Raw genomic sequence first — 21,094 nt, 5'->3', positions numbered from 1 at the left:
CCATATCTTGATTTTGTAAGAAATTTGTCGAAACAGCAAGCCTACTCCTTTTATAACAGATTCATCGCCTGGTTTACAGATCTGACTCCTATAACCTCGATTCCTTCAACCTGCCCAAGCCCTTTCACCGATACTTCCGGGAGAATACAGGTCTTAAATCCTAGTTTCTTAGCCTCCGCGACCCTCTGCTCCGGCATGGTAACAGCCCTTACTTCCCCGCTCAGTCCTACTTCTCCAAAAACAATAGCATCTTCTGACACCGGCTTATTCTTATAACTGGACGCTATAGCCATCACAATTCCCAGATCCGCTGCCGGCTCATTCATCCGGATGCCACCGGCAATATTTACGTAGGCATCATAACTGGACAGCGGCAATCCTGCCCTTTTTTCCAATACTGCCATCAGCAGGTTGACGCGGTTATAGTCTAAGCCTGCCGCCGTCCTTCTGGGCATGCCGAAGCTGCTTTTGCAAACCAATGCCTGAATCTCCATCAGCATCGGACGTGTTCCTTCCATTGCACATGCCACTACGGAGCCGGATGCATGTTCCGGCCTGCCACTCAGCATGAATTCCGAAGGGTTCTCTACTTCCACGAGGCCTCTTTTCTGCATTTCAAAGACTCCTATTTCATTGGTCGAGCCAAAGCGGTTCTTAACCGCCCTGAGAATACGGTAGGACGCATGCCGGTCTCCCTCAAAGTAGAGCACTGTATCCACCATATGTTCCAATACCCTGGGGCCCGCAACCGTGCCCTCTTTAGTTACATGTCCTACGATAAAGATGGATATGCCTAGTCCTTTAGCCAGCTGCATCAAGATATTCGTAGACTCTCTGACCTGCGACACGCTTCCTGGCGCTGACCCCACCTCTTCGTTATACATAGTCTGAATCGAATCGATCACCACCATGTCCGGCGTCTGCTGCTCGATTACGTTGCGTATCATATCCAGATTCGTCTCGCACAGAAGAAAAAGGGTATGGGAGAAATCCCCCATCCGGTTTGCCCTAAGCTTGATCTGCTTTAAAGATTCCTCTCCCGATATATATAATATCTTCTTATTCATAGCAGCCAGCCTCTGGCAGACCTGCAGAAGAAGCGTAGACTTTCCGATTCCAGGATCGCCTCCGACCAGCACCAGAGAGCCCGGTACGATTCCTCCTCCAAGCACCCGGTCAAGCTCTGCCATTTCCGTCATCATGCGTTCATCTTCATCCGTCTCCACGCTCGACAAAGCTACGATCTGAGCTTCCTTCTTATCCCGCACGGTTCCAGCCTTTACAGATGTCACCTTCTCTTCAACAAAAGTATTCCATTCTTTGCACGCTGGGCACTGTCCCAGCCACTTGCTTTCTTCATGCCCGCAATTCTGGCAGAAGAATACGCTTTTTTTTGCCTTTGCCATCATTCATCTCCTTACGATCGCTATCGCCTATGCTGAAAGAAGGGCTGCTATCTGCAGCCCTTCTGACTTTATTCTCATATTCTGCTACTTCTTTACAACCTTTACCTCTACGGATTGATTTGGCTCCAGTTCCGTACTTACGCTTAACTTGCCGCTTAAATTGGTCTTCATATCGCCTACATTCACATCATCCATGTATACGACATATTCGCTGTCTGCTTCCAATTCCAGAGTAAACTGAGCATCTTTCATGCCAGATACCTTGAATGTTACTATGTCTTCCGTCGCCTTAAAGTTTTCAACCGCCGTTCCCGGCACAGACTCATATACAAACATGCCGTTCTTTTCCAACTTTGTAATCTCAGCAAAAGTCTTTACTTTATATAAATCTCCCTGAAATTCAAAACCATCCAGTTTTGTCTTATTCTCTAGTGTGTAGTCCCCAAAACTAAGCGTGCCATCAACTTCCGCTTTCAATAGGTCTTTCACTGCTGCCATTATTTTTTCCTCCTAAGGTTCTTCTTTTGTATCCCTATTATATATCAAATCAATTTTAATTTGTAGTCCTTGGAATAAATTTTATTTCTTTTTTAGACATTCCGACCGCCACTTCAGAATCCCTTGTAATCTCTCCGCTTAAGAGTGCTTCTGCAAGTTTATCCTCCAGCTGGTTCTGGACGGCCCTTCTGAGCGGACGGGCGCCATACTTCTTATCTGTGCCCGTTTCAACAATATGACTCTTTACAGAATCCCTGATATCCAGCTTAATACCCAGCTGGTCTTTGGCGCGTCTGGCAAGTTCTCTGCACATCATGCTGACAATCTTCCTCATCTGCTCCTTATCAAGCGGATGGAATACCAGGATCTCATCAATCCTGTTGAGGAATTCCGGCCGGAAGATCAACTTGATCTCATTCATAACGTTGCTCTTCATCCGCTTGTAATCCCCTGCAGCATCTTCCTTAGCATTGAATCCCAGTTTTTTCGGATCAATAATTGCCTGGGCGCCTGCATTGGACGTCATAATAATCACCGTATTGCGAAAGTCCACTTTCCTTCCCTGGGAATCGGTTATATGGCCATCATCCAGCACTTGCAGCAGGATGTTGAATACATCCGGATGCGCCTTTTCAATCTCGTCAAACAGGATGACAGAATAAGGATGCCGTCTCACCTGCTCACTTAACTGGCCTCCATCATCATGGCCCACATATCCCGGAGGAGAGCCTATCATCTTGGCCACGCTGTGCTTCTCCATATACTCTGACATGTCAACCCGGATCATGGCATCTTCATTTCCAAACAAAGCCTCTGCCAGCGCCTTGGATAGTTCTGTCTTTCCAACGCCAGTAGGACCAAGGAACAAAAACGATCCAATGGGACGCTTGGGATCCTTGAGCCCGACCCTTCCTCTTTTGATTGCTTTGGCCACCGCGGATACTGCTTCTTCCTGTCCGACAACTCTCTTATGAAGCGTCTGTTCCAGTTTATTGAGTCTGGCGCTTTCTGATTCTGCCAACTTCTGCACCGGAATCTTCGTCCACTGGGATACTACGCCGGCAATATCTTCTTCCGTAACCGCCACTGTCCTGTCTTCATTCCTTTTATGGAAACGCTTCTTAATCTGCTCTAGTTTTTTTGCCGCCTCATCCCGTTCTTTTCTTAACAAGGATGCCTCCGTCATATTTCCCTGGCAGATCTCCTCCTCAATCTCTTTCGACAGTTCGGTCACCGATTCTTCCAGGGCGAAGATGCCATCCGGCACCCTAAAGCCTCTTAAGCTTACTTTAGAGCACGCCTCATCCAGTACGTCAATCGCCTTATCCGGCAGGAACCTGTCATTAATATAGCGGCTGGAAAGCTTTACCGCCGCCTCAAGCGCTTCCTCTTCTATCTGTACATGATGGTGAGCCTCATATCTTGCCCGCAGGCCTTTGAGTATGTTCAGGCAATGCTCCTGGGTAGGCTCTTCCACCGTAATCGGCTGAAAACGTCGCTCCAATGCGGCATCCTTCTCGATATACTTGCGATACTCTACAATCGTGGTGGCTCCAATCAACTGAATCTCGCCTCTTGCGAGAGATGGCTTTAATATATTCGATGCATCGATAGCACCTTCTGCGCCTCCAGCGCCTATAATCGTATGAACCTCGTCAAGAAACAGAATGATATTTCCCGCGGCCTTTACTTCATGGATCAACTTCTTCATCCTTTCCTCGAATTCTCCGCGATACTTAGAACCGGCAATCATACCGGCCAGATCCATAGTCAGGATTCTCTTATCCTTCATGCCTTCCGGAACAATTCCGGATGCGATCTTAGCTGCAAGCCCTTCAATCACTGCTGTCTTACCAACCCCCGGCTCGCCTACCAGGCAGGGATTGTTCTTCGTCCTCCGGCTTAATACCTGCATCAGTCTGCCAATCTCTTCTTCCCGTCCAATGACAGGATCCAGTTTTCCTTCTTTTGCCTGAGCGGTCAGATCCGTGCCATACTGCTGTGCAACCCCTTCCTTCTTCTTGCCGGACTCCTGCAGCAGTTCCTCCTGATACTCCTTCGGATCCACGCCAAGGACAGATAGGATATCCTGATATAACTTCTGAAGGCTGATATTCAAAGTCAGCAGAATTCTCGTGGCCACGCAGTCCGTCTCATGCAGCAGCGAAAGAAGCATATGCTCCGTCCCAATCTGATTAGACTGGAACCGCAAGGCTTCTGCCTTGCTCTCTTCCAGAATATATGCAAGCCTCGGGCTGATCTCCGGGTTATGGGCAAGCGCAACGCTTCCCACCGGGGATACCAGTTCATCCACTACTTTTAATATCTTTTCTTCATCAACTCCGCTTATGGCCAGCACCTGGCCCGCGATTCCGGTATAGACTTTTCTCAAGCCTAGAAGCAGGTGTTCTGTTCCTACATAAGGATGATCTAATTCTTTTGCAATATTCTTCGCAATTCTCAAAACATCATTTGCCTGTTCCGTATAATTCATTGTGTCTTTCCCTTTCTATACTCGTCAAATATCTCATCTACCAAAGCATGTACCTCTTCTCTGGAAATATCCTTGCAGCTTCCTTTTGCAAGCAGTATCCGAAGCTGTTCCTTCATCTCCAGAAGCGCCCTGGCCTTATCCACATCAATGGCAATGACCGCTCCCTTCCTTCTGTCCAGCTGGATAAATCCTTCCTGTTTCAAAATCGTATATGCCTTATTTACCGTATGCATATTGATGCCAACAGTGTCAGCCATCTGCCTTACGGATGGAAGCGCGTCGCCCTCCCGGATAATATCCATGGCAATTCCCATAATAATCTGGTTCTGCAATTGGACATATAACGCCTCATCACTGTTAAAATCAATCTCTATCAGCATAATATCACCTTTTCCATCATTCGTTGTGTTATACACATAATATAACACAACTAAAAGGAGCTTACAACCTAAATTGTAAGCCCCTTTCGCAACTTTGAAGGAATTAAGTTTGGAAATTGTCGAATTAATTAAAACAGACCTTTAACATCTGCATACTCATAGCAATCGAAACTATCTGCTACGTTCTTGCAGGTAAGTTTTCCATCATATGTGTTGATTGCAGAGTATAGAACGTCATTGTCCTTGCAAGCCTGCTCTAAGCCTTTGCCTGCGATCTGAAGGCCATAGCTTAATGTAGCGTTTGTCAGAGCGATCGTAGAAGTTCTCGGAACTGCTCCCGGCATATTTCCTACACAATAGTGAACAACGCCTTCTTCGATGAAGATCGGATCATCATGATAGGTAACCTTTGTTGTCTCGCCGCATCCGCCCTGGTCAACAGCAACGTCTACAAATACAGCGCCTGGCTTCATCTCTTTGAGATATTTCTTCTTGAAGATCTTCGGAGCAGCTTTTCCTGGAATCAGCACGCAGCCGATAACAAGGTCAGCTTCTTTAACTGCTCTCTCGATATTTGCATCGTTGGATACCAATGTCTGGATACGAGCCCCAAAGATGTCATCAAGATATGCCAGTCTCTGAAGATTGATATCCATGATCGTTACGTTAGCGCCCATACCTACAGCAATCTTGCAAGCGTTTGTTCCAACAGATCCGCCGCCAAGGATAACGATGTTAGCCTTCGGTGTTCCTGGTACTCCGGCAAGAAGAACGCCTTCGCCGCCGTATGTCTTCTCTAAGTACTTAGCACCTTCCTGGATACTAAGACGTCCAGCGATCTGGCTCATTGGAGCAAGAAGAGGAATGCTTCCGTTTCTCTCGATCAATGTCTCGTATGCAACACCCTTTACTTTTCCGTTTAAGAGTGCATCTGTCTGCGGCTTATCAGCTGCAAGGTGAAGATATGTATAAAGGATCAATCCTTCGTGGAATAATGGATACTCCTCTGGCAATGGCTCTTTAACCTTGATCATCATCTCAACTGTATCCCATACTTCTTTTGCAGTATCGATCATCTTTGCGCCAGCTTCTACATACTCTTCATCTGTAAATCCAGATCCAAGTCCAGCACCTTTCTCGATATAAACTTCGTGGCCTGCGTTTGAATAACTCTTAACATTATCAGGTGTCATACCTACACGGAATTCGTTGTTTTTAATCTCTTTTACGCATCCTACTTTCACTTTAATTTACCTCCTAGTTTGTAATTAAATAATTATATTTTGCCTGCCGTTCGTTCCGGCACATGACTTTGAATGAACAATATTTTTCACCGTTCTTGCTTTGTGAAGAATATTATTCATTTGTCTCTAAAATTATACTAACACACCCGTCTATATTATTCAATAAAAGTTATTTTTTTCACAAAAACTTTTAATTGTGTTAATAATATGTCAATTGTATTCACAATTGCACTTGCATATTTCCTCATTTCATGATTAAATCTAATTATAAATTAAGAGAGGGGAATTTTCATATTCCTGTTCTGCCGGAGGTAAACATATGAAAGAATTGAGAGAAACCATCCATAGTGCCAATTTAACGAAAACGCAAAAGATGATTGGCCAGTATGTCTTAGACAATTCGGCTGATGCTTGCTTCATGACATCCACCGAGATAGCTATGAAATTGGGGGTGAGCGAGTCATCCGTCATCCGTTTCAGCCGGTCGCTGGGCTTTAGCGGATTCATGGATTTCCAGAAATCTTTGAGAAAAGATTATCAAGATAAGGTGCTAAGCATCTCCAGTACCATCACGGTACCGGCACAGCGGGTGGTAAAAAGGGCAAAACTCGAAAGCAACTCCGATTATATTAATCGGCATTTTAAAAACGCGGCTAAAAATCTGGAGTCCGCCCTGGTCCATAACGCTCCCGCAACGTTCGAAGAAGCTGCCGACACTATCATATCAAGCAAGCGCAAATACATTGTGGCTTCCAGAGGCAACTCATGCCTGGGCGACTATTTTCTGCTATATCTGAAGCATATGGTACCAAATGTAGAATCAGCCAGCAGTTCCGCCATCAGCCCTATTGACCATATATGTAACATATCCAGGGATGACTGCCTGATTATGTTCAGTTTTCCAAGATATTCTTCTATTGATAAGATTACTGCCAGAATGGCGCAGGAAGCCAAAGCCAATATCATCGTAATTACAGACAAGCCAAGCGCGCTTCTGGCACAGTATGCCACCACTCTCTTCACAGTTCCGGTAGACAGCAACGCATTCTTCAATTCACTGACAGGCCCTCAGTTTGTTGCAGAAGCGCTTCTTGATACCATCAGCCACAAGGTGAAAGGGATCGAAAAAAGATTAAAGAAGATCGACCGCTATCTGGCCGAGTTGGGTAACTACTAGTCTTCTGTTTTTCTTTCATGCAGCAAGAGGGCAGGCGAAAAACTCGCCTGCCCTCTTGCATCTATTTATGATCCATATCTTACGCCTCGTCTATCGCTTTGCCGATATCATGACGCATATATTTGTTATCGAACTGCACCCACTGTGTCGCTGCATAAGCATTTTCTCTTGCTTCCTTCAGATCTTTCCCTTTGGCGGTCACGCCAAGCACGCGTCCTCCATTCGTCACGATCCGGTCTCCATCAAACTTGGTTCCGGCATGGAAGCAGTAGTATCCCTCATGCTTCTCGAATTCCTCAAGGCCTGAGATTGGAAGTCCTTTCTTGTACTCCACCGGATATCCATCGCTGGCCAGGACGACGCACACGGCTGCATTGTCCTCAAACTCCAGGTCAACCTGATCCAGCGTTCCGTCAATGCAGGCTTCCACAACTTCAATAATATCATTCTTCATTCTCGGAAGGACCACCTGGGCTTCCGGATCTCCGAATCTTGCATTGTATTCCAGGACTTTCGGCCCTTCCTCTGTCAGCATCAGCCCAAAGAAGATGACGCCCTTAAAAGGCCTTCCTTCTGCCTTCATCGCATCCACGGTTGCCTGATACACATATTTGTTGCAGAATTCCTCTACCTCTTTCGTATAGAACGGGCTGGGAGAAAATGTTCCCATGCCGCCAGTGTTAAGCCCCGTGTCTCCATCGCCTGCCCGCTTGTGATCCTGGGCGGATGTCATGGTCTTGATCGTATTGCCGTCTACAAAGGATAGGACGGATACTTCGCGGCCTGTCATGAATTCTTCGATGACCATCTCATTGCCTGCAGAGCCAAACTTCTTATCCAGCATAATCGTCTTTACGCCTTCTCTGGCCTCTTCCAGGGTGCTGCAGATAAGCACGCCTTTTCCCAGCGCCAGTCCGTCCGCCTTCAGGACAATGGGGAATTTGGCTGTCTCAAGATATGCAAGGGCCTTCTGCGGATCCGTAAAATTCTCATATGCAGCCGTTGGAATATTGTACTTCTTCATCAAGTCCTTGGAAAATGCTTTGGAACCTTCCAGGATTGCCGCGTTCTTCCTGGGTCCGAATGCGCGGATTCCTGCCGCCTCCAGTTCATCTACCAGGCCGCCTACCAGCGGATCATCCATTCCCACGATTACAAGATCAATCTCTTTTTCCCTGGCAAATGCTACAATTTTGTCAAATTCCATTGCTCCAATGGGAGCGCACTGTGCATATTCTGCAATACCGGCGTTACCCGGGGTGCAGTAAATTTTATCTACCTTCTCGCTCTTTGCGACACAGTATGCGATCGCATGCTCTCTTCCGCCGCTTCCGACAATCAAAACCTTCATTTCGGACCTCCTATGTATGAATCATTCTATTCTTCTTATCTCGTTTGCTTAGTCTGTGACCCTGGCCATGCCATCCGTCACCGTCACCTTCCCATTGGCAATCAGATCGATTGCCTTCGGAAGTATCTTCCATTCCGCCTGTTCCATCACGCGCCTTTGAAGCACTTCCGGTGTATCTGTGTTTTGGACCTCCACTGCCTGCTGCAGAATGATCGGGCCTGTATCGGTTCCCTCATCCACAAAATGAACGGTCGCCCCCGCCACTTTCACGCCGCGCTTAAGCGCCGCCTCATGCACTTTCAGCCCATAATACCCGGTACCACAGAAGGAAGGGATCAGGGATGGATGGATATTGATAATCCGATTCCTGTACTTTTCAATCATCTTTGGCGGTATGACAACTAGGAATCCAGCCAGCACGATCAGGTCCGGATTCATTCCATCTACCGCTTCCATGAACTTTTCGTTGAAGACCGCCCTGGTTTCATAGTCCTTCGGAGATATGCAAAGATTCTCGATTCCATGGTTCCTGGCTCTTTCCAGTGCATAGGACTTCTTATTGTTACTGATCACTCCGATAATCTTTGTATTGGTAATGGTTCCGGATTCTATGGCATCAATGATTGCCTGCAGATTTGTACCGCCTCCAGATACCAGCACGACCACATTTAGCATAACGTAACTCCCTTTTCTCCTGCTTTGATGCGTCCCACCACATATGGCTGCTCTCCTGCCGCCTTCATAGCGTCCATGGTCTTATCCACATCTGCCGGATCAACAGCAACCATCATGCCGATGCCCATGTTATAGGTATTATACATAGCATGCTCTTCAATTTGGCCTTCCCTTGCAAGCATCTTAAAGATTGCCGGTATTGGATAACTGTCCTTTTCAACGACCGCGCATACTCCATCGCAGAGCATTCTTGGGATATTCTCATAGAAGCCGCCGCCTGTAATATGGCTGCAGGCCTTAATCTTCACGCCTGCTGCCTTCACGCTTTTCAATGCCTTTACATAGATCTTGGTCGGTGCAAGCAGCGCCTCCCCAAGGGTAGTTCCCAGTTCGTCATAATATGTATTCAGCGACTCTGCCGTCATCTCAAAGACTTTGCGGACAAGGGAGAATCCATTGCTGTGCACGCCGGAAGAAGCCATGCCAATCAGCACATCTTCTGGCCTTAATTCCTTCCCTGTAATCAGGTCTTTCTCATCTACCACGCCAACTGCAAATCCGGCAAGATCGTATTCGTCTTCCGGATAGAATCCTGGCATCTCAGCCGTCTCCCCGCCGATCAGGGCCGCGTCCGACTGCACGCATCCGTCGGCAACGCCGCTCACGATGGTCGCGATCTTCTCGGGCTCGTTCTTTCCACACGCAATATAGTCAAGGAAGAATAATGGCTCACCGCCTGCACATGCAATATCATTTACGCACATGGCCACGCAGTCGATACCGATCGTATCATGCTTGTCCATAATAAATGCCAGTTTTAACTTTGTTCCAACGCCGTCTGTTCCGGATACCAGCGTAGGCTTCTCCATATTCTTAAACGCCTCCATGGAAAAAGCTCCTGAGAACCCTCCGATATTCGTCAGGACTTCCGGCCTCATAGTCTGTTTTATATGCTCTTTCATAAGTTCCACTGACTTGTAGCCAGCCTCAATATCTACACCTGCATTTTTATAATCCATAACATATCTCCTTGTATATTGTTTTCATCATTCTATTCTTTTATTTCAGGTATTCCTCATAGCCGATCTCATCCAGTCTTGCAGCCTTCGCCTGGACAGTCTCTTTCATCTCTTTGGAATATTCTTTTAATCTGCCTAAGAGTTCCTCATCAGAGGTAGCCAGGATCTTTGCTGCCAGAATCGCCGCATTCATGCCTCCGTCAATCGCTACGGTCGCAACCGGAATTCCAGGCGGCATCTGCACGATTGAAAACAGCGCGTCTTCTCCTCCCAGGTTCTTGCCTGACATCGGCACGCCGACTACCGGCATCGGGAATAATGCGGCGCACATTCCAGGAAGATGCGCTGCCATTCCTGCTCCTGCGATAATTACCTTAATTCCCTTTCCTTCTGCTGCCTTTGCCCATTCAAAGAACACATCTGGTTCTCTGTGTGCAGAGATAATTGTCATCTCATAGTCAATTCCTAATTTTTCCAGCATTGCTGCAGCTTTGCTCATTACTTTCAGATCAGAGTCGCTGCCCATCACAATTCCTACTTTTGGCATAATCTTCATCCTTTCTCGTATAACTGCCCCGGATCCGCGCTATCCCGGCTTCCGGCACTATGGGTTCATGATACATTATTTATCTGCATTTTTCAACGGTTCATTGAGAATCTCCGTTCCCGGAAGGACAAATCTTCCATTTTCAAGAAGAGCGATTTCCTCTCCTGACTTCGTCACGACCGTAATACTCTTTAATTCCTCATAAGGAATGGTAATATCCGTATGGCAGTAGAAATATGCCTTGGACACATCTTCCTTGCGCTGGATGGACACGGAATTATCCCGGGCTACAATCTCTTTCCCATTGGGATTATATACTTTGATATTCTCGCTCCAGCTATAGCAGGTATCGCCCACCGCAAAGTGGGGACCCATCTTCTCCGCAATCAGAATAGGCATCTTCTCTTCAATCCCGTACTTTCGTGCCGCCACATACGCGGTCGTATTCGTACCGATCGCAAACTCTCCAAGCGGCAGGGTCGGATGCTTATGGAGAATATTATCATGGATGTATTCCTTATTCTCCAGTTCCCGGTCAAAATTCCCGCAGTTATAATCCGCGATCATTCCATTGGCAAATGTGATTTCCAGATCCTTATACTGTAGTTCATTCAGATAGACCTTGCTTACATGGAGCAACCCGCTGGTTCCTTCCAGCACCGGAGAAGTAAAGACTTCTCCCACTGGAATATTTACATCTGCTACGCAGTTTTCAAATATTGTCTCTTTCTGCGGATCCTTTAACGGATACAACTGGACCTTCAGATCCGTCCGATTGCCATTATCTCCGAGAATATGGACATATTCTCCCTGATCAAGGGCATCGATCAGCGTCTGCTGTACTTTCTCATAGGTCCCGGCGTCCAGCGTATTGATTCGGATAATCTCATCGAAGATCTCTTCATACCTCTCGCCAATCTCCGGGACCGGATAAGCCACGATAGTAAAACTTCTCTCATCCCCCCGGATATACTCGTTGGTAATCTGACTCTGGCGGCTGTCGAAGAGCAGAACAAGCTCCTCCTGCTTTTCGGACAGTTTCAATACGTCTTCCTTCTGCTCGGGCGCAAAAGGCTCTTCTCCAAACATCTCAATGCAGGCGGGGCCGGCAAACCCGGCAGCCAACTCCTTACAACTCTCATACGTAGTCTTGACGACTTCCAGCTTCCGTTCCAGGAACTTTTTATCCAGAAACAGCGCCTGGTCATTCCTATGGTCATACTCATACTGCTTATTCGCGACCGCCCCAAAATACCCAATCTTTAGATGCTGCCTTTTGGTCAGGACGCTTACGCCAGAACGGTAGATCACCGGCTTAAGCCCCATCTTCTCAAAATTAGCAATGGCTTTTTTAATGACCCGCTCAAATCCAAGGACATAGCGGATATTAACCGCGGACTTCCTTGACAGATCCTTTCCGGTATTCACAAACCCGATCCGATATCCTTCCGTGTAGACATCGGCCATCCTCTTTATGACCGCGTCATCCAGTTTCATCAGATGCCTGGCCGTCTGAAGTTCATTCTCGCTTATATACTCGCCGAACTGGTACAGGTATCTTATATCGTCAAGGTCGCTGTCCATAATGATGCCTGCGGCAAAGGTTTCATCCGGGTCAATCTGCTCCCGGATCCGGTCTGCGACGAATACGTCGCAATAATCGCTGGCATACCAATATATAGTCTCCTTTATACTTTCAATCGCCGGATATGGCTCTTCTTCAAATTGATTGTATACTTCGACCAGAAGTTCAAATAGAATATCCAGATATTCCGTTTTCTGCTCGAATGTATAGGCAATGGCTCCCCTAAGTTCCGCATACAGAAAGCTTAAGGCTAAGCCGTAGTCCTTCCCGCACCGGTTCACGGCATAAGAGGGATTCCCATAACTGGCCTCATACCGATCCGGAAGAATATCCTGATACAGCCTGTGGTTCCATTCCTTAAGTTCTTCTAATTCCAGCGCCTGGTATCTGCCGCTTTGAAGTTCTGTCCGCAGTTCGTCTATCATGATGGCAAATCCTGCCATCTCGTGGAAATAATCCCGAAATTCACTGCCAACCGTGCTCTCTTTTTCTATTTCACGGATACGTCCAATTGCCAATTCATATCTTTCTTCTATCATTTAAAACAGCCCCCTGATGAATATTGCAGTCAGTCCAAGGAGGAAGGCCGCATTGGCACCAATTCCCACCTTGCACGTTATGTAATTCTTATCCCTTTCCCGGAAGCCCCGCACGCCCAGCAGCAGGCCCATAAAGGATAGCGCCAGCGTACCAAGTCCGATGAATCCTATTAGGATATTCACCTCTCCCTTGCTTGCAAATGCGATGATCAGCATAAGAACCAGCAGGATAAATACGACCACGCCGTAAAAGCAGGAATATATCCCCTTCTTTGAATGCCGAAGAGGCGCCTGGCCATACTTGGTCTTGATCATTTTCTTTCTCTGCTTTTCCCTGGTCTTTGCAATGGCTTTTGCCCTATCTTCTTCTGTGGTTATTTTTCTTTTTATAAACATGTCTTCTCCTTATTGCCGCGCAAATTACGAATAAGATGTAGCCTGCCAGTCCCCCAATCGTATTGAGCAGAAGGTCATCCACATCAAAACTTCCTACCTTTGTGAGTAGCTGGAAAGTCTCTACGCAGAGGCTTAGACCGAAACTGTAGAATACCGTCGAGAGTAAACTTCTGTATTTGCTGGCCATCGGCATAAAGAATCCAAACGGCATAAAGATGATTACGTTTCCGAACAGGTTGGTAAACATGGCAAACATGCCAACCTGGTCTCTATACTCCCAGAATCTTTTTATTTCTTTAAAAAGCACAAGATTATAATGGTACTCCTGCATCTCTCCCGTGCGTCCGTACCAATCGGAAAATATCAGAAAGTAAATAATAAATATAATATACAGTACGAACAATATCTTTCCGAGAATACGGATTCTTTTTCTGCTCTTTGAATTCAAAAATCAAGCACCCTTTCAATCCGGACTTCTTAGAAAGTAAGCCCTTTTTTCTCTCTCAGTAAGCGTGCTCCACTGATGATTGCCAGCACTCCTGCCGCAACTCCTACGACTGCTATCACAATTCCAACCGCAATATTGACTGCCCCGGCAAAACTCATAGCCTTATACGCTCTCTCGTTCATCATAATCCCTCCTGGTCTTATTTCACGCCATACTGTTTATAATATGTGTCAATTGCTGCTTTTAATGTATCATCAATAATAATTTTTCCTTTATATGGCTTATTGTACAAATGTTCTACCACTTCCGCCATCGTTACGATAGCCGTCGTCTTAAGCCCGTATTTTTCTTCAATCTCAGCCAGCGCGCTCTTTTCTCCCTGTCCCCGCTCCATACGGTCTACGGAAACTACCAGGCCCGCGACAGTTACGTCTCCCTGCGCATTGATGATCGGCAGCGTCTCCTGAATGGAGGTTCCGGCAGTCGTCACGTCTTCAATGATTACAACCTTGTCTCCGTCGGCAATGGGGCTTCCAAGAAGGATTCCTTTGTCTCCATGGTCCTTGACCTCTTTCCGGTTGGAGCAATACTTGATATCCTTGTCATAGAACTGGCTGATTGCCATCGTCGTCGCCACCGTCAGCGGAATCCCCTTATAGGCCGGCCCGAACAGCACGTCAAAGTCAAAGCCAAACTTGCTTTCTATCGCCTTGGCATAGTACTCGCCCAATTTGCGTAGCTGCGCTCCTGTACGGTAAAATCCTGTATTTACGAAAAATGGCGTGTTCCTGCCGCTCTTGGTAACAAAGTCTCCGAATTTTAATACTTCGCAGTCAATCATGAATTCGATAAATTCCCGTTTATACTGTTCCATAGTCAACATCTCCTTTTTATGGCACCTTCTGTGATTATGGTGCATCAAGTTATTATAGCATACTTCTTCAACTATTTAACAATGCCAATCATATCCTTAACATGGGCAAATCCATACTGCTTCATGTACTGCTCGATGCCTTCCGCCACTTCTATGGTTGCGGCAGGATTGAAAAAATTGGCTGTTCCCACGGAAACCGCCGTGGCCCCTGCAAGGAGGAATTCTATTGCATCTTCAGCCGTAGCGATTCCGCCCATTCCGATGATAGGAAGCTTCACCGCATTGCCCACCTGATAGACCATTCTGACGGCAATCGGCTTAATCGCCGGTCCCGAGAGTCCCCCGGTCCTGTTGGCCAGGGCAAATGCCCTCTTATGAATGTCAATCTTCATCCCTGTCAGCGTGTTGATCAGGGAAAGCACGTCTGCTCCGCCTGCCTCTGCTGCTTTTGCAGTCTCTGTAATATCTGTTACATTGGGGCTAAGTTTCATGATCACCGGCTGTCTGGCCCGTTTCTTCACCTCCGCGGTAATTGTCTCAACCGCCTTGGGATTCTGTCCGAAAGCAATGCCTCCTTCTTTTACATTCGGGCAGGAAATGTTGATCTCCAGCATATCCACTGCTTCATCGGCAAGGCGCTCCACCACTTCGCAATAATCTTCCGTTGTCCGTCCGCAGACATTCACGATAATCCTGGTGTCAAACTGCTTAAGGAACGGGATGTCCCGCCGGCAGAATACGTCGATTCCCGGATTCTGCAGTCCGATGGCATTCATCATGCCGCATTTTGTCTCCGCGATTCTGGGCGTAGCATTTCCCGGCCATGGCACGTTGGCCACGCCTTTGGTGACGACGGCCCCCAGCCTGTTAAGATCTACGAATTCGCTATACTCTTCCCCGGATCCAAAGGTTCCGGATGCTGTCATGACCGGATTCTTAAGTTCTACGCCAGCAAGATTAATTCTCGTATCCATTATAATTCCACCTCCGTAGCCAAGAATACCGGCCCGTCCTTGCAGACCCGCTTATTATGCACATGGCTGTGGCCATCCACTTCCTTGGACTGGCATACGCATGCAAGACAAGCGCCGATGCCGCAGGCCATCCGTTCTTCCAAAGATAGATAGCATGGAATATTCTTTTCCTCGGCATATGCCTTCAGTGCCCGGAGCATTGGCGCCGGTCCGCAGGCATAGATAATCTCTGCGTCCAGCCCGTTTTCACGGATGGCATCCAGTACATTCCCCTTGGTTCCAGAACTTCCGTCTTCCGTAGCCACATAGACGCTGCCATATTCTTTTAGTTCTTCTGTCAGGAATAATTCGTCCCGGTACCCTGCTATAATCTGTTTTTCGCAGTCTAACTGCTTTGCCAGTTCCAGCATCGGCGGTATTCCAATTCCTCCGCCGATAAGAAATGCCTTCCTCGGACAATTCGTCATGAAGCCATTTCCCAGAGGCCCCATGACCGCGACCTGGTCGCCTTCCTTCAATGCCGCAAACTGCTGCGTCCCTGTTCCCTTTCCGGTCACCCGATATACCAGCCGGATATAGCTCTTATCCTTATCAACCTCGCAGATGCTGATGGGACGGGGAAGCAGCTTGCTCTCATCTCTGGTATATACGGACAGAAATTGTCCCGGTCCTGCCTCTGCGGCAATATTCGCCGTCTGAATCCACAGGCTGTAGATATCTGTCGCGATTCTCTCCTGCGCGACGACGACTGCTTGTTCTTTATACTTGCTCATCTTTGTCCTCCTATCCCCTTCATCCGATCTTTGCTTATGCGCGGTTCTCCAATGCCCCCTTGATATCCTCTGCCATGTCCTTTACGGCCGCCCTGGAGGCATCCCCAAAGTTCTCAGGACCGAAGGATTGATACTTCTCCTGCTTATAGGCGGCAATGATTCCCCTGGAGGAATTGACGATCGCCCCCAGGCCGTCTTCATTAAAGAAATGTACCAGATCCTTTCCTTTTCCGCCCTGCGCGCCATAGCCCGGCACGAGGATATAGGCTTTCGGCATGATCTTTCTGAGCGCCTTTCCCATCTTGGGATAAGTTGCCCCTACAACGGCGCCCACATAACTGTACGCATCTCCCATAACTTCTTCGCCCCAGGCTGCCACTTTCTCGCCTACGAGTTCATAGAGCGGGCGGCCATCGATCAACTGATCCTGGAACTCTCCGCTGGAAGGATTGGAAGTCTTGACCAGCACGAATATGCCTTTTTTCTCTTCCTTACATACATCCAGGAACGGATTCACTCCGTCCGAGCCAAGATACGGATTGACCGTTACGAAATCCTCATCAAACGGCGCATAGGCCTTGTCCCCTACCTGGACCCTGCCGATATGTCCTGTGGCATAAGCGGCTGATGTGGAGCCAATATCGCCTCTCTTGATATCGCCGATGACGACCAGACCTTTTTCCTTACAGTAATCTACCGTCTTTTTAAATGCCGCAAGCCCCGGGATCCCGAACTGTTCATACATGGCGATCTGCGGCTTTACCGCCGGTATCAGGTCATAGGTCTTATCTACGATCTCCTTATTAAACTGCCAGATTGCTTCCGCTGCCCCCTCAAGCGTTTCGCCGAATTCTTCGTAGGCTTTCTTCTGTACCTGTTCCGGAATATAATTTAACATTGGATCCAGCCCAACTACGATGGGGGCTTCCGTCTTTTTTATATTTGCAATCAACTGGTTAATCAACTCTTCTACCTCCTAGTTTTTCTCATCTTTGTACACGATTCTGCCATCTACCAGAGTATACCTTACCTTCCCTGTTGCCGGATAGCCGTCAAACGGCGTATTCTTTCCTTTGGACGCAAAAGTATTCTTATCAATGACGTAGGACTTGTCCGGATCAAAGATCACAATATCCGCAATCTTCCCCTCGGATACAGAGCCTTTCTCCCCAAGTCCCAAGATCCTTGCCGGATTGAAACTCATCTTTTCCGCCATATCCATGATGCTAAGAATGCCTGGCTTTACTAATTCCGTATAAGTCAGCGCCGCAGACGTCTCCAGACCGACGATTCCAAAGAATGCCTTTTCCATGGACTGGTTCTTCTCTTCTTCTGAGTGGGGGGCATGATCGGTAGCTATGACATCCATAACGCCGTCCGTTAGCCCTTTTCTCAATGCTTCCACATCCTTTTTGCTTCTAAGCGGCGGATTCATCTTATAATTTCCATCATCTTCCTTGATATCATCTGTGCACAAGGTAAAATGATGCGGGCACACTTCGCCGGTAACCGGCAGCCCCTCTTCCTTGGCCAGGCGGATCATCTCCACGCTGTCCGCTGTAGAACAGTGGCACAGATGAAGCCTCACGCCGGTCTCCTTCGCCAGCAGGATATCTCTTGCCACGATCACATCCTCCACGGAGTTGGTAATTCCTTTCATTCCCAGACGTCTTGCATTCTCATCCGCGTTCATCACGCCGCCTTCCACCATGTTGATATCCTCGCAATGGGCAAAAACCGAGATTCCACATTCTTTGGCAGCCTTCATTCCCTTTCTGTAAAGGGAGGCATCCATCACCGACTTCCCGTCTTCGCTGATGGCATGGCAGCCTTCCTTCGCCATCCCTTCAATGTCTGCCAGTTCCTTTCCATTCTGCCCTTTTGTTACCGCCCCGATCTGAATCACATTTGTAAGAGAGTCCTTTTTTGCCCTTTCATGCACATCTCTGACTTTAGTTCCATCGTCAATGACGGGCTTGGTGTTGGGCATAGCACACACCGTCGTGACGCCGCCTCTTACGGCAGCCGCGCCTCCGGTCTTGAGGGTCTCTTTATATTCCAGGCCCGGATCTCTGAAGTGCACATGCAAGTCTATGAACCCCGGCATGACATAGCAGCCCTTCGCATCGATGACCTGCCCTGCCGCTTCTTCTATCATTGCTGCAACCTTCTTGATTCGGTTATCTTCAATCAGCACATCATAGTCTCCGTCTATCCTTGTAAGCGGATCGACGACATGTCCATTTTTAATTAATATCGTCATATATGCTTTCCTTTCCGCTGTCCCTGCCTTGGCATGACAGCATGCCCCATGGGGCATAGAATTCCATACTGTAGTTTATTTTATCACATGGAATAATAAAAGGGAATGCCCCATTTGGCATTCCCAGTGGATTTTTGGCTCTTACAGTTTGTTTTTTATCGTTTCCACGGCCTTATCCAGCTGATTGTCGGCTTCCGGATTATTCTCATCCGCCTCATACTCAACCTCTACATCGGGGGTAATTCCTTTTCCGTTAATGCTTCTCCCTTTAGGCGTAAAGTATTTTGCAATGGTCAACTTCACGCAGGTATCATCCTTCAGGTCAAAGATCTGCTGTACCACGCCCTTTCCGTATGTCTGGGTTCCCACAATATCGCCGATTCCGTAGTCCTGAATGGCCCCTGCATAGATTTCGGAAGCGCTGGCGCTATTACCATTTACCAATACTGCCAGCGGCAGCGTGAACTGGTTCTCATCATCTGACGAGGCCTCCTGCCGATTGCCGTCCTTGTCTTCCGTATATACGATCAGCCCTTTTGGCAGCATCAAATCCAGCATGTCGCAGACGGTATTCAGATTGCCTCCGGGATTGTTGCGCAGATCCACTACCAGTCCCTTCATCCCCTGGCCTTCTAAGTCTTTAAGAGCCTTCTGGTACTGGTCATAGGTGACGCTGTCAAATTCAGAGACTGACACATACCCGATCTGGCCATCCATCATCCGATACTTGACCGTCTGGGCCTCGACGGTATCCCGGGTAGCAGTCACCGTCACTTCTTCATTGTCAGCGCCTCGCAGCACCGTCATCTCTACCGTCGTACCTTTTTCCCCCTTAATATGGGAGACAACCTCCGTCAGTTCTACGCCGGTAACTTCCTCCCCATTTACTTTGTAGAGAATATCGTTATCCTTAAGCCCTGCCTTCATCGCAGGAGAATCATCATAAATCTGCACCAGGGTAATGATGCCAGTGTTCATATTCTGGCTCAGCACCGCGCCGATTCCCTGATACTCTCCCTCGGTGGTCTCATAAAGGGATTTGGTCTCTTCCTCGTCATAGTATACGGAATAGGGATCATCCAGTCCACTGATAAAGCCTTTGTAGATGCCTTCTTCCAATTGCTTTTCATCTACATCGCCCATATAATTCTGATCAATCAATTCCTTTAATTCCGATACCTTCTTCTGCGTGCTGCCATCGACAGCGTCTTTCCCGCTGCCGCTATCCTTCATTTTTAACCCGCAGGATACAAGCCCTGCCACCAATAACATAGCAAGGGCGCCGCAAAGCGCCCCCTGCAAAAACCCTTTTTTGTTTTTCATCTAATTAAATCCTGTTCTTATAGATAATTTGCCGGATTAACCGGTGTGCCATTTAAATTTACCTGGAAATGAAGATGCGGTCCCGTAGAATTTCCGGTTGTTCCTACAGCCGCAATGTTCTGCCCTTTGCTGACCGACTGTCCCGCGCTTACATACAGGTCATTGCAATGCATGTAATACGTCGTCAATCCGTTTCCATGGTTGATAACGATCATCTTTCCTGCGTTCCCGCTGTATCCTGCTGAGACAACCGTCCCTGCCGCCGCTGCATAGATCGGGGTTCCGATTCCCGCCGCGTAATCAATGCCTTTATGGTTCGTGCTTGCGCCTGCCAAAGGCTGTTCCCTGTACCCAAACGGACTGGATATATAAGAATATCCCGGACAAGGATGGGTAAAAGTTCCATTGCCAGTAACCACAGCCGCACCAGCTGAACCGCCTCCGCCTCCGGACGCTTCTTTCTGCTTACGCTGCGCAGCTGCCGCTGCCGCCTCCAGCTGGGACAATTTATCCTTGGTGTCTCCCAGCTCGCTGTCCAACTTGCTGATCTCGTCCTCTTTGCTGGCCATAAGGCCGGATACTTCATCCTGCTTCGCGATCAGGTCGTTCTGCATCGTCTCTAATTCGGCGTACTCTTCTTTGAGCGCCGCCTCTTGGTCTTCCACCTTCTTTACGACCTCCTGGAATTCTACCAGCATATCCCGGTCATATTCAGAAATGGTCGTAATATACTCCGCATTGTTGAGAAAATCACCTATGCTTTTAGACTCGCACAAGATCTCAATAAACTGAGAATTGCCGTTCTCATACATATATTTGATTCTCTTCTTCATGCTTTCATACTGGTCGTTCTCATCGACTTTGGCCTGAATCAGCTCGTCTTCCTTCTCTGTTATCTCGGCCTCTTTCTTGTCGATCTTTGTCTTGGTATCCTCCATCTCCGAGACGATCGAACTTAACTGTGCCTCCAGAGACGCCTTCTCGCCCTCTGCCGCTTTCTTTTTTTCTTCCAGTTCCTGCGCCTTTTTCTTCGTATCGCTAAGATCAGCCGCATTTACCTGGATGGCCAGGCCTAAGCACAGCATAAGCGTCAGAAGAAGGCTTATCAACCTCTTCCCTCGTATCATA

21 protein-coding genes are annotated in these 21,094 nt (G+C 47.8%); 1 reads left to right on the top strand and 20 read right to left on the bottom strand.

Annotation, left to right across the window (positions count from 1 at the left end):
- Window positions 1–50: 50 nt before the first annotated feature.
- From radA to ald, 5 genes are all read right to left on the bottom strand, one after another.
- Complete coding sequence (gene radA / locus HDCHBGLK_RS11170; protein ID WP_009248674.1) at window positions 51–1,406, bottom strand: DNA repair protein RadA; 1,356 nt, start codon at window positions 1,404–1,406, stop codon at window positions 51–53.
- 84 nt (window positions 1,407–1,490) lie between these two features.
- On the bottom strand, window positions 1,491–1,904 hold the full coding sequence (locus HDCHBGLK_RS11165) for a hypothetical protein (protein WP_004605687.1): 414 nt from the start codon (window positions 1,902–1,904) through the stop codon (window positions 1,491–1,493).
- A 55-nt stretch (window positions 1,905–1,959) separates the two neighbouring features.
- Window positions 1,960–4,398, bottom strand: coding sequence for an ATP-dependent Clp protease ATP-binding subunit (locus HDCHBGLK_RS11160; protein ID WP_004605686.1), 2,439 nt, complete (start codon window positions 4,396–4,398; stop codon window positions 1,960–1,962).
- Window positions 4,395–4,778 (bottom strand): GntR family transcriptional regulator, encoded by a 384-nt coding sequence (locus HDCHBGLK_RS11155; protein ID WP_009248676.1) that lies wholly within the window; start codon window positions 4,776–4,778, stop codon window positions 4,395–4,397. The genes HDCHBGLK_RS11160 and HDCHBGLK_RS11155 overlap by 4 nt, the downstream gene beginning before the upstream one ends.
- 128 nt (window positions 4,779–4,906) lie before the next feature.
- The gene (ald, locus tag HDCHBGLK_RS11150) at window positions 4,907–6,022 is read right to left on the bottom strand and encodes an alanine dehydrogenase (protein ID WP_004605684.1); all 1,116 of its coding nucleotides are present in this window, start codon (window positions 6,020–6,022) and stop codon (window positions 4,907–4,909) included.
- Between the two features lie 319 nt (window positions 6,023–6,341).
- Between ald and HDCHBGLK_RS11145 the strand changes: the two genes are divergently transcribed.
- A complete protein-coding gene (locus tag HDCHBGLK_RS11145; RefSeq protein WP_004605682.1) occupies window positions 6,342–7,199 on the top strand; it encodes a MurR/RpiR family transcriptional regulator in 858 nt (285 codons plus the stop codon).
- 79 nt (window positions 7,200–7,278) lie between these two features.
- On the opposite strand, the gene purD is transcribed toward HDCHBGLK_RS11145, so the two are convergent.
- From purD to HDCHBGLK_RS11075, 15 genes are all read right to left on the bottom strand, one after another.
- A complete protein-coding gene (gene purD / locus HDCHBGLK_RS11140) occupies window positions 7,279–8,550 on the bottom strand; it encodes a phosphoribosylamine--glycine ligase (protein WP_004605681.1) in 1,272 nt (423 codons plus the stop codon).
- A gap of 48 nt (window positions 8,551–8,598) precedes the next feature.
- Window positions 8,599–9,225, bottom strand: coding sequence for a phosphoribosylglycinamide formyltransferase (purN, locus tag HDCHBGLK_RS11135; RefSeq protein WP_004605680.1), 627 nt, complete (start codon window positions 9,223–9,225; stop codon window positions 8,599–8,601).
- A complete protein-coding gene (gene purM, locus HDCHBGLK_RS11130; protein ID WP_004605679.1) occupies window positions 9,219–10,244 on the bottom strand; it encodes a phosphoribosylformylglycinamidine cyclo-ligase in 1,026 nt (341 codons plus the stop codon). The genes purN and purM overlap by 7 nt, the downstream gene beginning before the upstream one ends.
- A gap of 40 nt (window positions 10,245–10,284) precedes the next feature.
- On the bottom strand, window positions 10,285–10,791 hold the full coding sequence (purE, locus tag HDCHBGLK_RS11125; protein ID WP_039909397.1) for a 5-(carboxyamino)imidazole ribonucleotide mutase: 507 nt from the start codon (window positions 10,789–10,791) through the stop codon (window positions 10,285–10,287).
- A gap of 75 nt (window positions 10,792–10,866) precedes the next feature.
- Window positions 10,867–12,915 carry an aminopeptidase gene (locus HDCHBGLK_RS11120; RefSeq protein ID WP_004605677.1) on the bottom strand — a complete coding sequence of 683 codons (2,049 nt, stop codon included), beginning with the start codon at window positions 12,913–12,915 and terminating at the stop codon, window positions 10,867–10,869.
- Window positions 12,916–13,311 (bottom strand): DUF6142 family protein, encoded by a 396-nt coding sequence (locus HDCHBGLK_RS11115; protein ID WP_004605676.1) that lies wholly within the window; start codon window positions 13,309–13,311, stop codon window positions 12,916–12,918.
- Window positions 13,274–13,759 (bottom strand): VanZ family protein, encoded by a 486-nt coding sequence (locus tag HDCHBGLK_RS11110; protein ID WP_004605675.1) that lies wholly within the window; start codon window positions 13,757–13,759, stop codon window positions 13,274–13,276. Before HDCHBGLK_RS11110 ends, HDCHBGLK_RS11115 begins: the two co-directional genes overlap by 38 nt.
- 29 nt (window positions 13,760–13,788) lie before the next feature.
- A complete protein-coding gene (locus HDCHBGLK_RS18815; protein ID WP_004605674.1) occupies window positions 13,789–13,944 on the bottom strand; it encodes a hypothetical protein in 156 nt (51 codons plus the stop codon).
- Window positions 13,945–13,958: 14 nt separating this feature from the next.
- The gene (gene pyrE, locus HDCHBGLK_RS11105) at window positions 13,959–14,633 is read right to left on the bottom strand and encodes an orotate phosphoribosyltransferase (RefSeq protein WP_009248681.1); all 675 of its coding nucleotides are present in this window, start codon (window positions 14,631–14,633) and stop codon (window positions 13,959–13,961) included.
- A gap of 71 nt (window positions 14,634–14,704) precedes the next feature.
- The gene (locus HDCHBGLK_RS11100; protein WP_004605672.1) at window positions 14,705–15,607 is read right to left on the bottom strand and encodes a dihydroorotate dehydrogenase; all 903 of its coding nucleotides are present in this window, start codon (window positions 15,605–15,607) and stop codon (window positions 14,705–14,707) included.
- Window positions 15,607–16,380, bottom strand: a complete 774-nt coding sequence (locus tag HDCHBGLK_RS11095) for a dihydroorotate dehydrogenase electron transfer subunit (RefSeq protein ID WP_004605671.1) — start codon at window positions 16,378–16,380, stop codon at window positions 15,607–15,609. Before HDCHBGLK_RS11095 ends, HDCHBGLK_RS11100 begins: the two co-directional genes overlap by 1 nt.
- Before the next feature lie 34 nt (window positions 16,381–16,414).
- Complete coding sequence (pyrF, locus tag HDCHBGLK_RS11090; RefSeq protein WP_004605670.1) at window positions 16,415–17,344, bottom strand: orotidine-5'-phosphate decarboxylase; 930 nt, start codon at window positions 17,342–17,344, stop codon at window positions 16,415–16,417.
- A 12-nt stretch (window positions 17,345–17,356) separates the two neighbouring features.
- Window positions 17,357–18,643: a dihydroorotase gene (locus tag HDCHBGLK_RS11085; RefSeq protein ID WP_039909394.1), complete on the bottom strand. Its 1,287-nt coding sequence runs from the start codon at window positions 18,641–18,643 to the stop codon at window positions 17,357–17,359.
- A 141-nt stretch (window positions 18,644–18,784) separates the two neighbouring features.
- Window positions 18,785–19,966, bottom strand: coding sequence for a S41 family peptidase (locus HDCHBGLK_RS11080; protein WP_004605667.1), 1,182 nt, complete (start codon window positions 19,964–19,966; stop codon window positions 18,785–18,787).
- Between the two features lie 17 nt (window positions 19,967–19,983).
- Window positions 19,984–21,093 carry a murein hydrolase activator EnvC family protein gene (locus HDCHBGLK_RS11075; protein ID WP_004605666.1) on the bottom strand — a complete coding sequence of 370 codons (1,110 nt, stop codon included), beginning with the start codon at window positions 21,091–21,093 and terminating at the stop codon, window positions 19,984–19,986.
- Between the last annotated feature and the right edge of the window lies 1 nt (window position 21,094).

Source organism: [Clostridium] scindens ATCC 35704, assembly GCF_004295125.1.
Taxonomy (GTDB): domain Bacteria; phylum Bacillota; class Clostridia; order Lachnospirales; family Lachnospiraceae; genus Clostridium_AP; species Clostridium_AP scindens.
This window is presented reverse-complemented; position numbering and strand designations above follow the sequence as displayed.

What these genes read in the sequence shown, in the direction of transcription:
- radA (WP_009248674.1), bottom strand. Translation starts at nt 1,406, where the DNA reads ATGGCAAAGGCAAAAAAAAGCGTATTCTTCTGCCAGAATTGCGGGCAT.
- HDCHBGLK_RS11165 (WP_004605687.1), bottom strand. Translation starts at nt 1,904, where the DNA reads ATGGCAGCAGTGAAAGACCTATTGAAAGCGGAAGTTGATGGCACGCTT.
- HDCHBGLK_RS11160 (WP_004605686.1), bottom strand. Translation starts at nt 4,398, where the DNA reads ATGAATTATACGGAACAGGCAAATGATGTTTTGAGAATTGCGAAGAAT.
- HDCHBGLK_RS11155 (WP_009248676.1), bottom strand. Translation starts at nt 4,778, where the DNA reads ATGCTGATAGAGATTGATTTTAACAGTGATGAGGCGTTATATGTCCAA.
- HDCHBGLK_RS11145 (WP_004605682.1), top strand. Translation starts at nt 6,342, where the DNA reads ATGAAAGAATTGAGAGAAACCATCCATAGTGCCAATTTAACGAAAACG.
- purD (WP_004605681.1), bottom strand. Translation starts at nt 8,550, where the DNA reads ATGAAGGTTTTGATTGTCGGAAGCGGCGGAAGAGAGCATGCGATCGCA.
- purN (WP_004605680.1), bottom strand. Translation starts at nt 9,225, where the DNA reads ATGCTAAATGTGGTCGTGCTGGTATCTGGAGGCGGTACAAATCTGCAG.
- purM (WP_004605679.1), bottom strand. Translation starts at nt 10,244, where the DNA reads ATGGATTATAAAAATGCAGGTGTAGATATTGAGGCTGGCTACAAGTCA.
- purE (WP_039909397.1), bottom strand. Translation starts at nt 10,791, where the DNA reads ATGCCAAAAGTAGGAATTGTGATGGGCAGCGACTCTGATCTGAAAGTA.
- HDCHBGLK_RS11120 (WP_004605677.1), bottom strand. Translation starts at nt 12,915, where the DNA reads ATGATAGAAGAAAGATATGAATTGGCAATTGGACGTATCCGTGAAATA.
- HDCHBGLK_RS11115 (WP_004605676.1), bottom strand. Translation starts at nt 13,311, where the DNA reads ATGTTTATAAAAAGAAAAATAACCACAGAAGAAGATAGGGCAAAAGCC.
- HDCHBGLK_RS18815 (WP_004605674.1), bottom strand. Translation starts at nt 13,944, where the DNA reads ATGATGAACGAGAGAGCGTATAAGGCTATGAGTTTTGCCGGGGCAGTC.
- pyrE (WP_009248681.1), bottom strand. Translation starts at nt 14,633, where the DNA reads ATGGAACAGTATAAACGGGAATTTATCGAATTCATGATTGACTGCGAA.
- HDCHBGLK_RS11100 (WP_004605672.1), bottom strand. Translation starts at nt 15,607, where the DNA reads ATGGATACGAGAATTAATCTTGCTGGCGTAGAACTTAAGAATCCGGTC.
- HDCHBGLK_RS11095 (WP_004605671.1), bottom strand. Translation starts at nt 16,380, where the DNA reads ATGAGCAAGTATAAAGAACAAGCAGTCGTCGTCGCGCAGGAGAGAATC.
- HDCHBGLK_RS11085 (WP_039909394.1), bottom strand. Translation starts at nt 18,643, where the DNA reads ATGACGATATTAATTAAAAATGGACATGTCGTCGATCCGCTTACAAGG.
- HDCHBGLK_RS11080 (WP_004605667.1), bottom strand. Translation starts at nt 19,966, where the DNA reads ATGAAAAACAAAAAAGGGTTTTTGCAGGGGGCGCTTTGCGGCGCCCTT.
- HDCHBGLK_RS11075 (WP_004605666.1), bottom strand. Translation starts at nt 21,093, where the DNA reads ATGATACGAGGGAAGAGGTTGATAAGCCTTCTTCTGACGCTTATGCTG.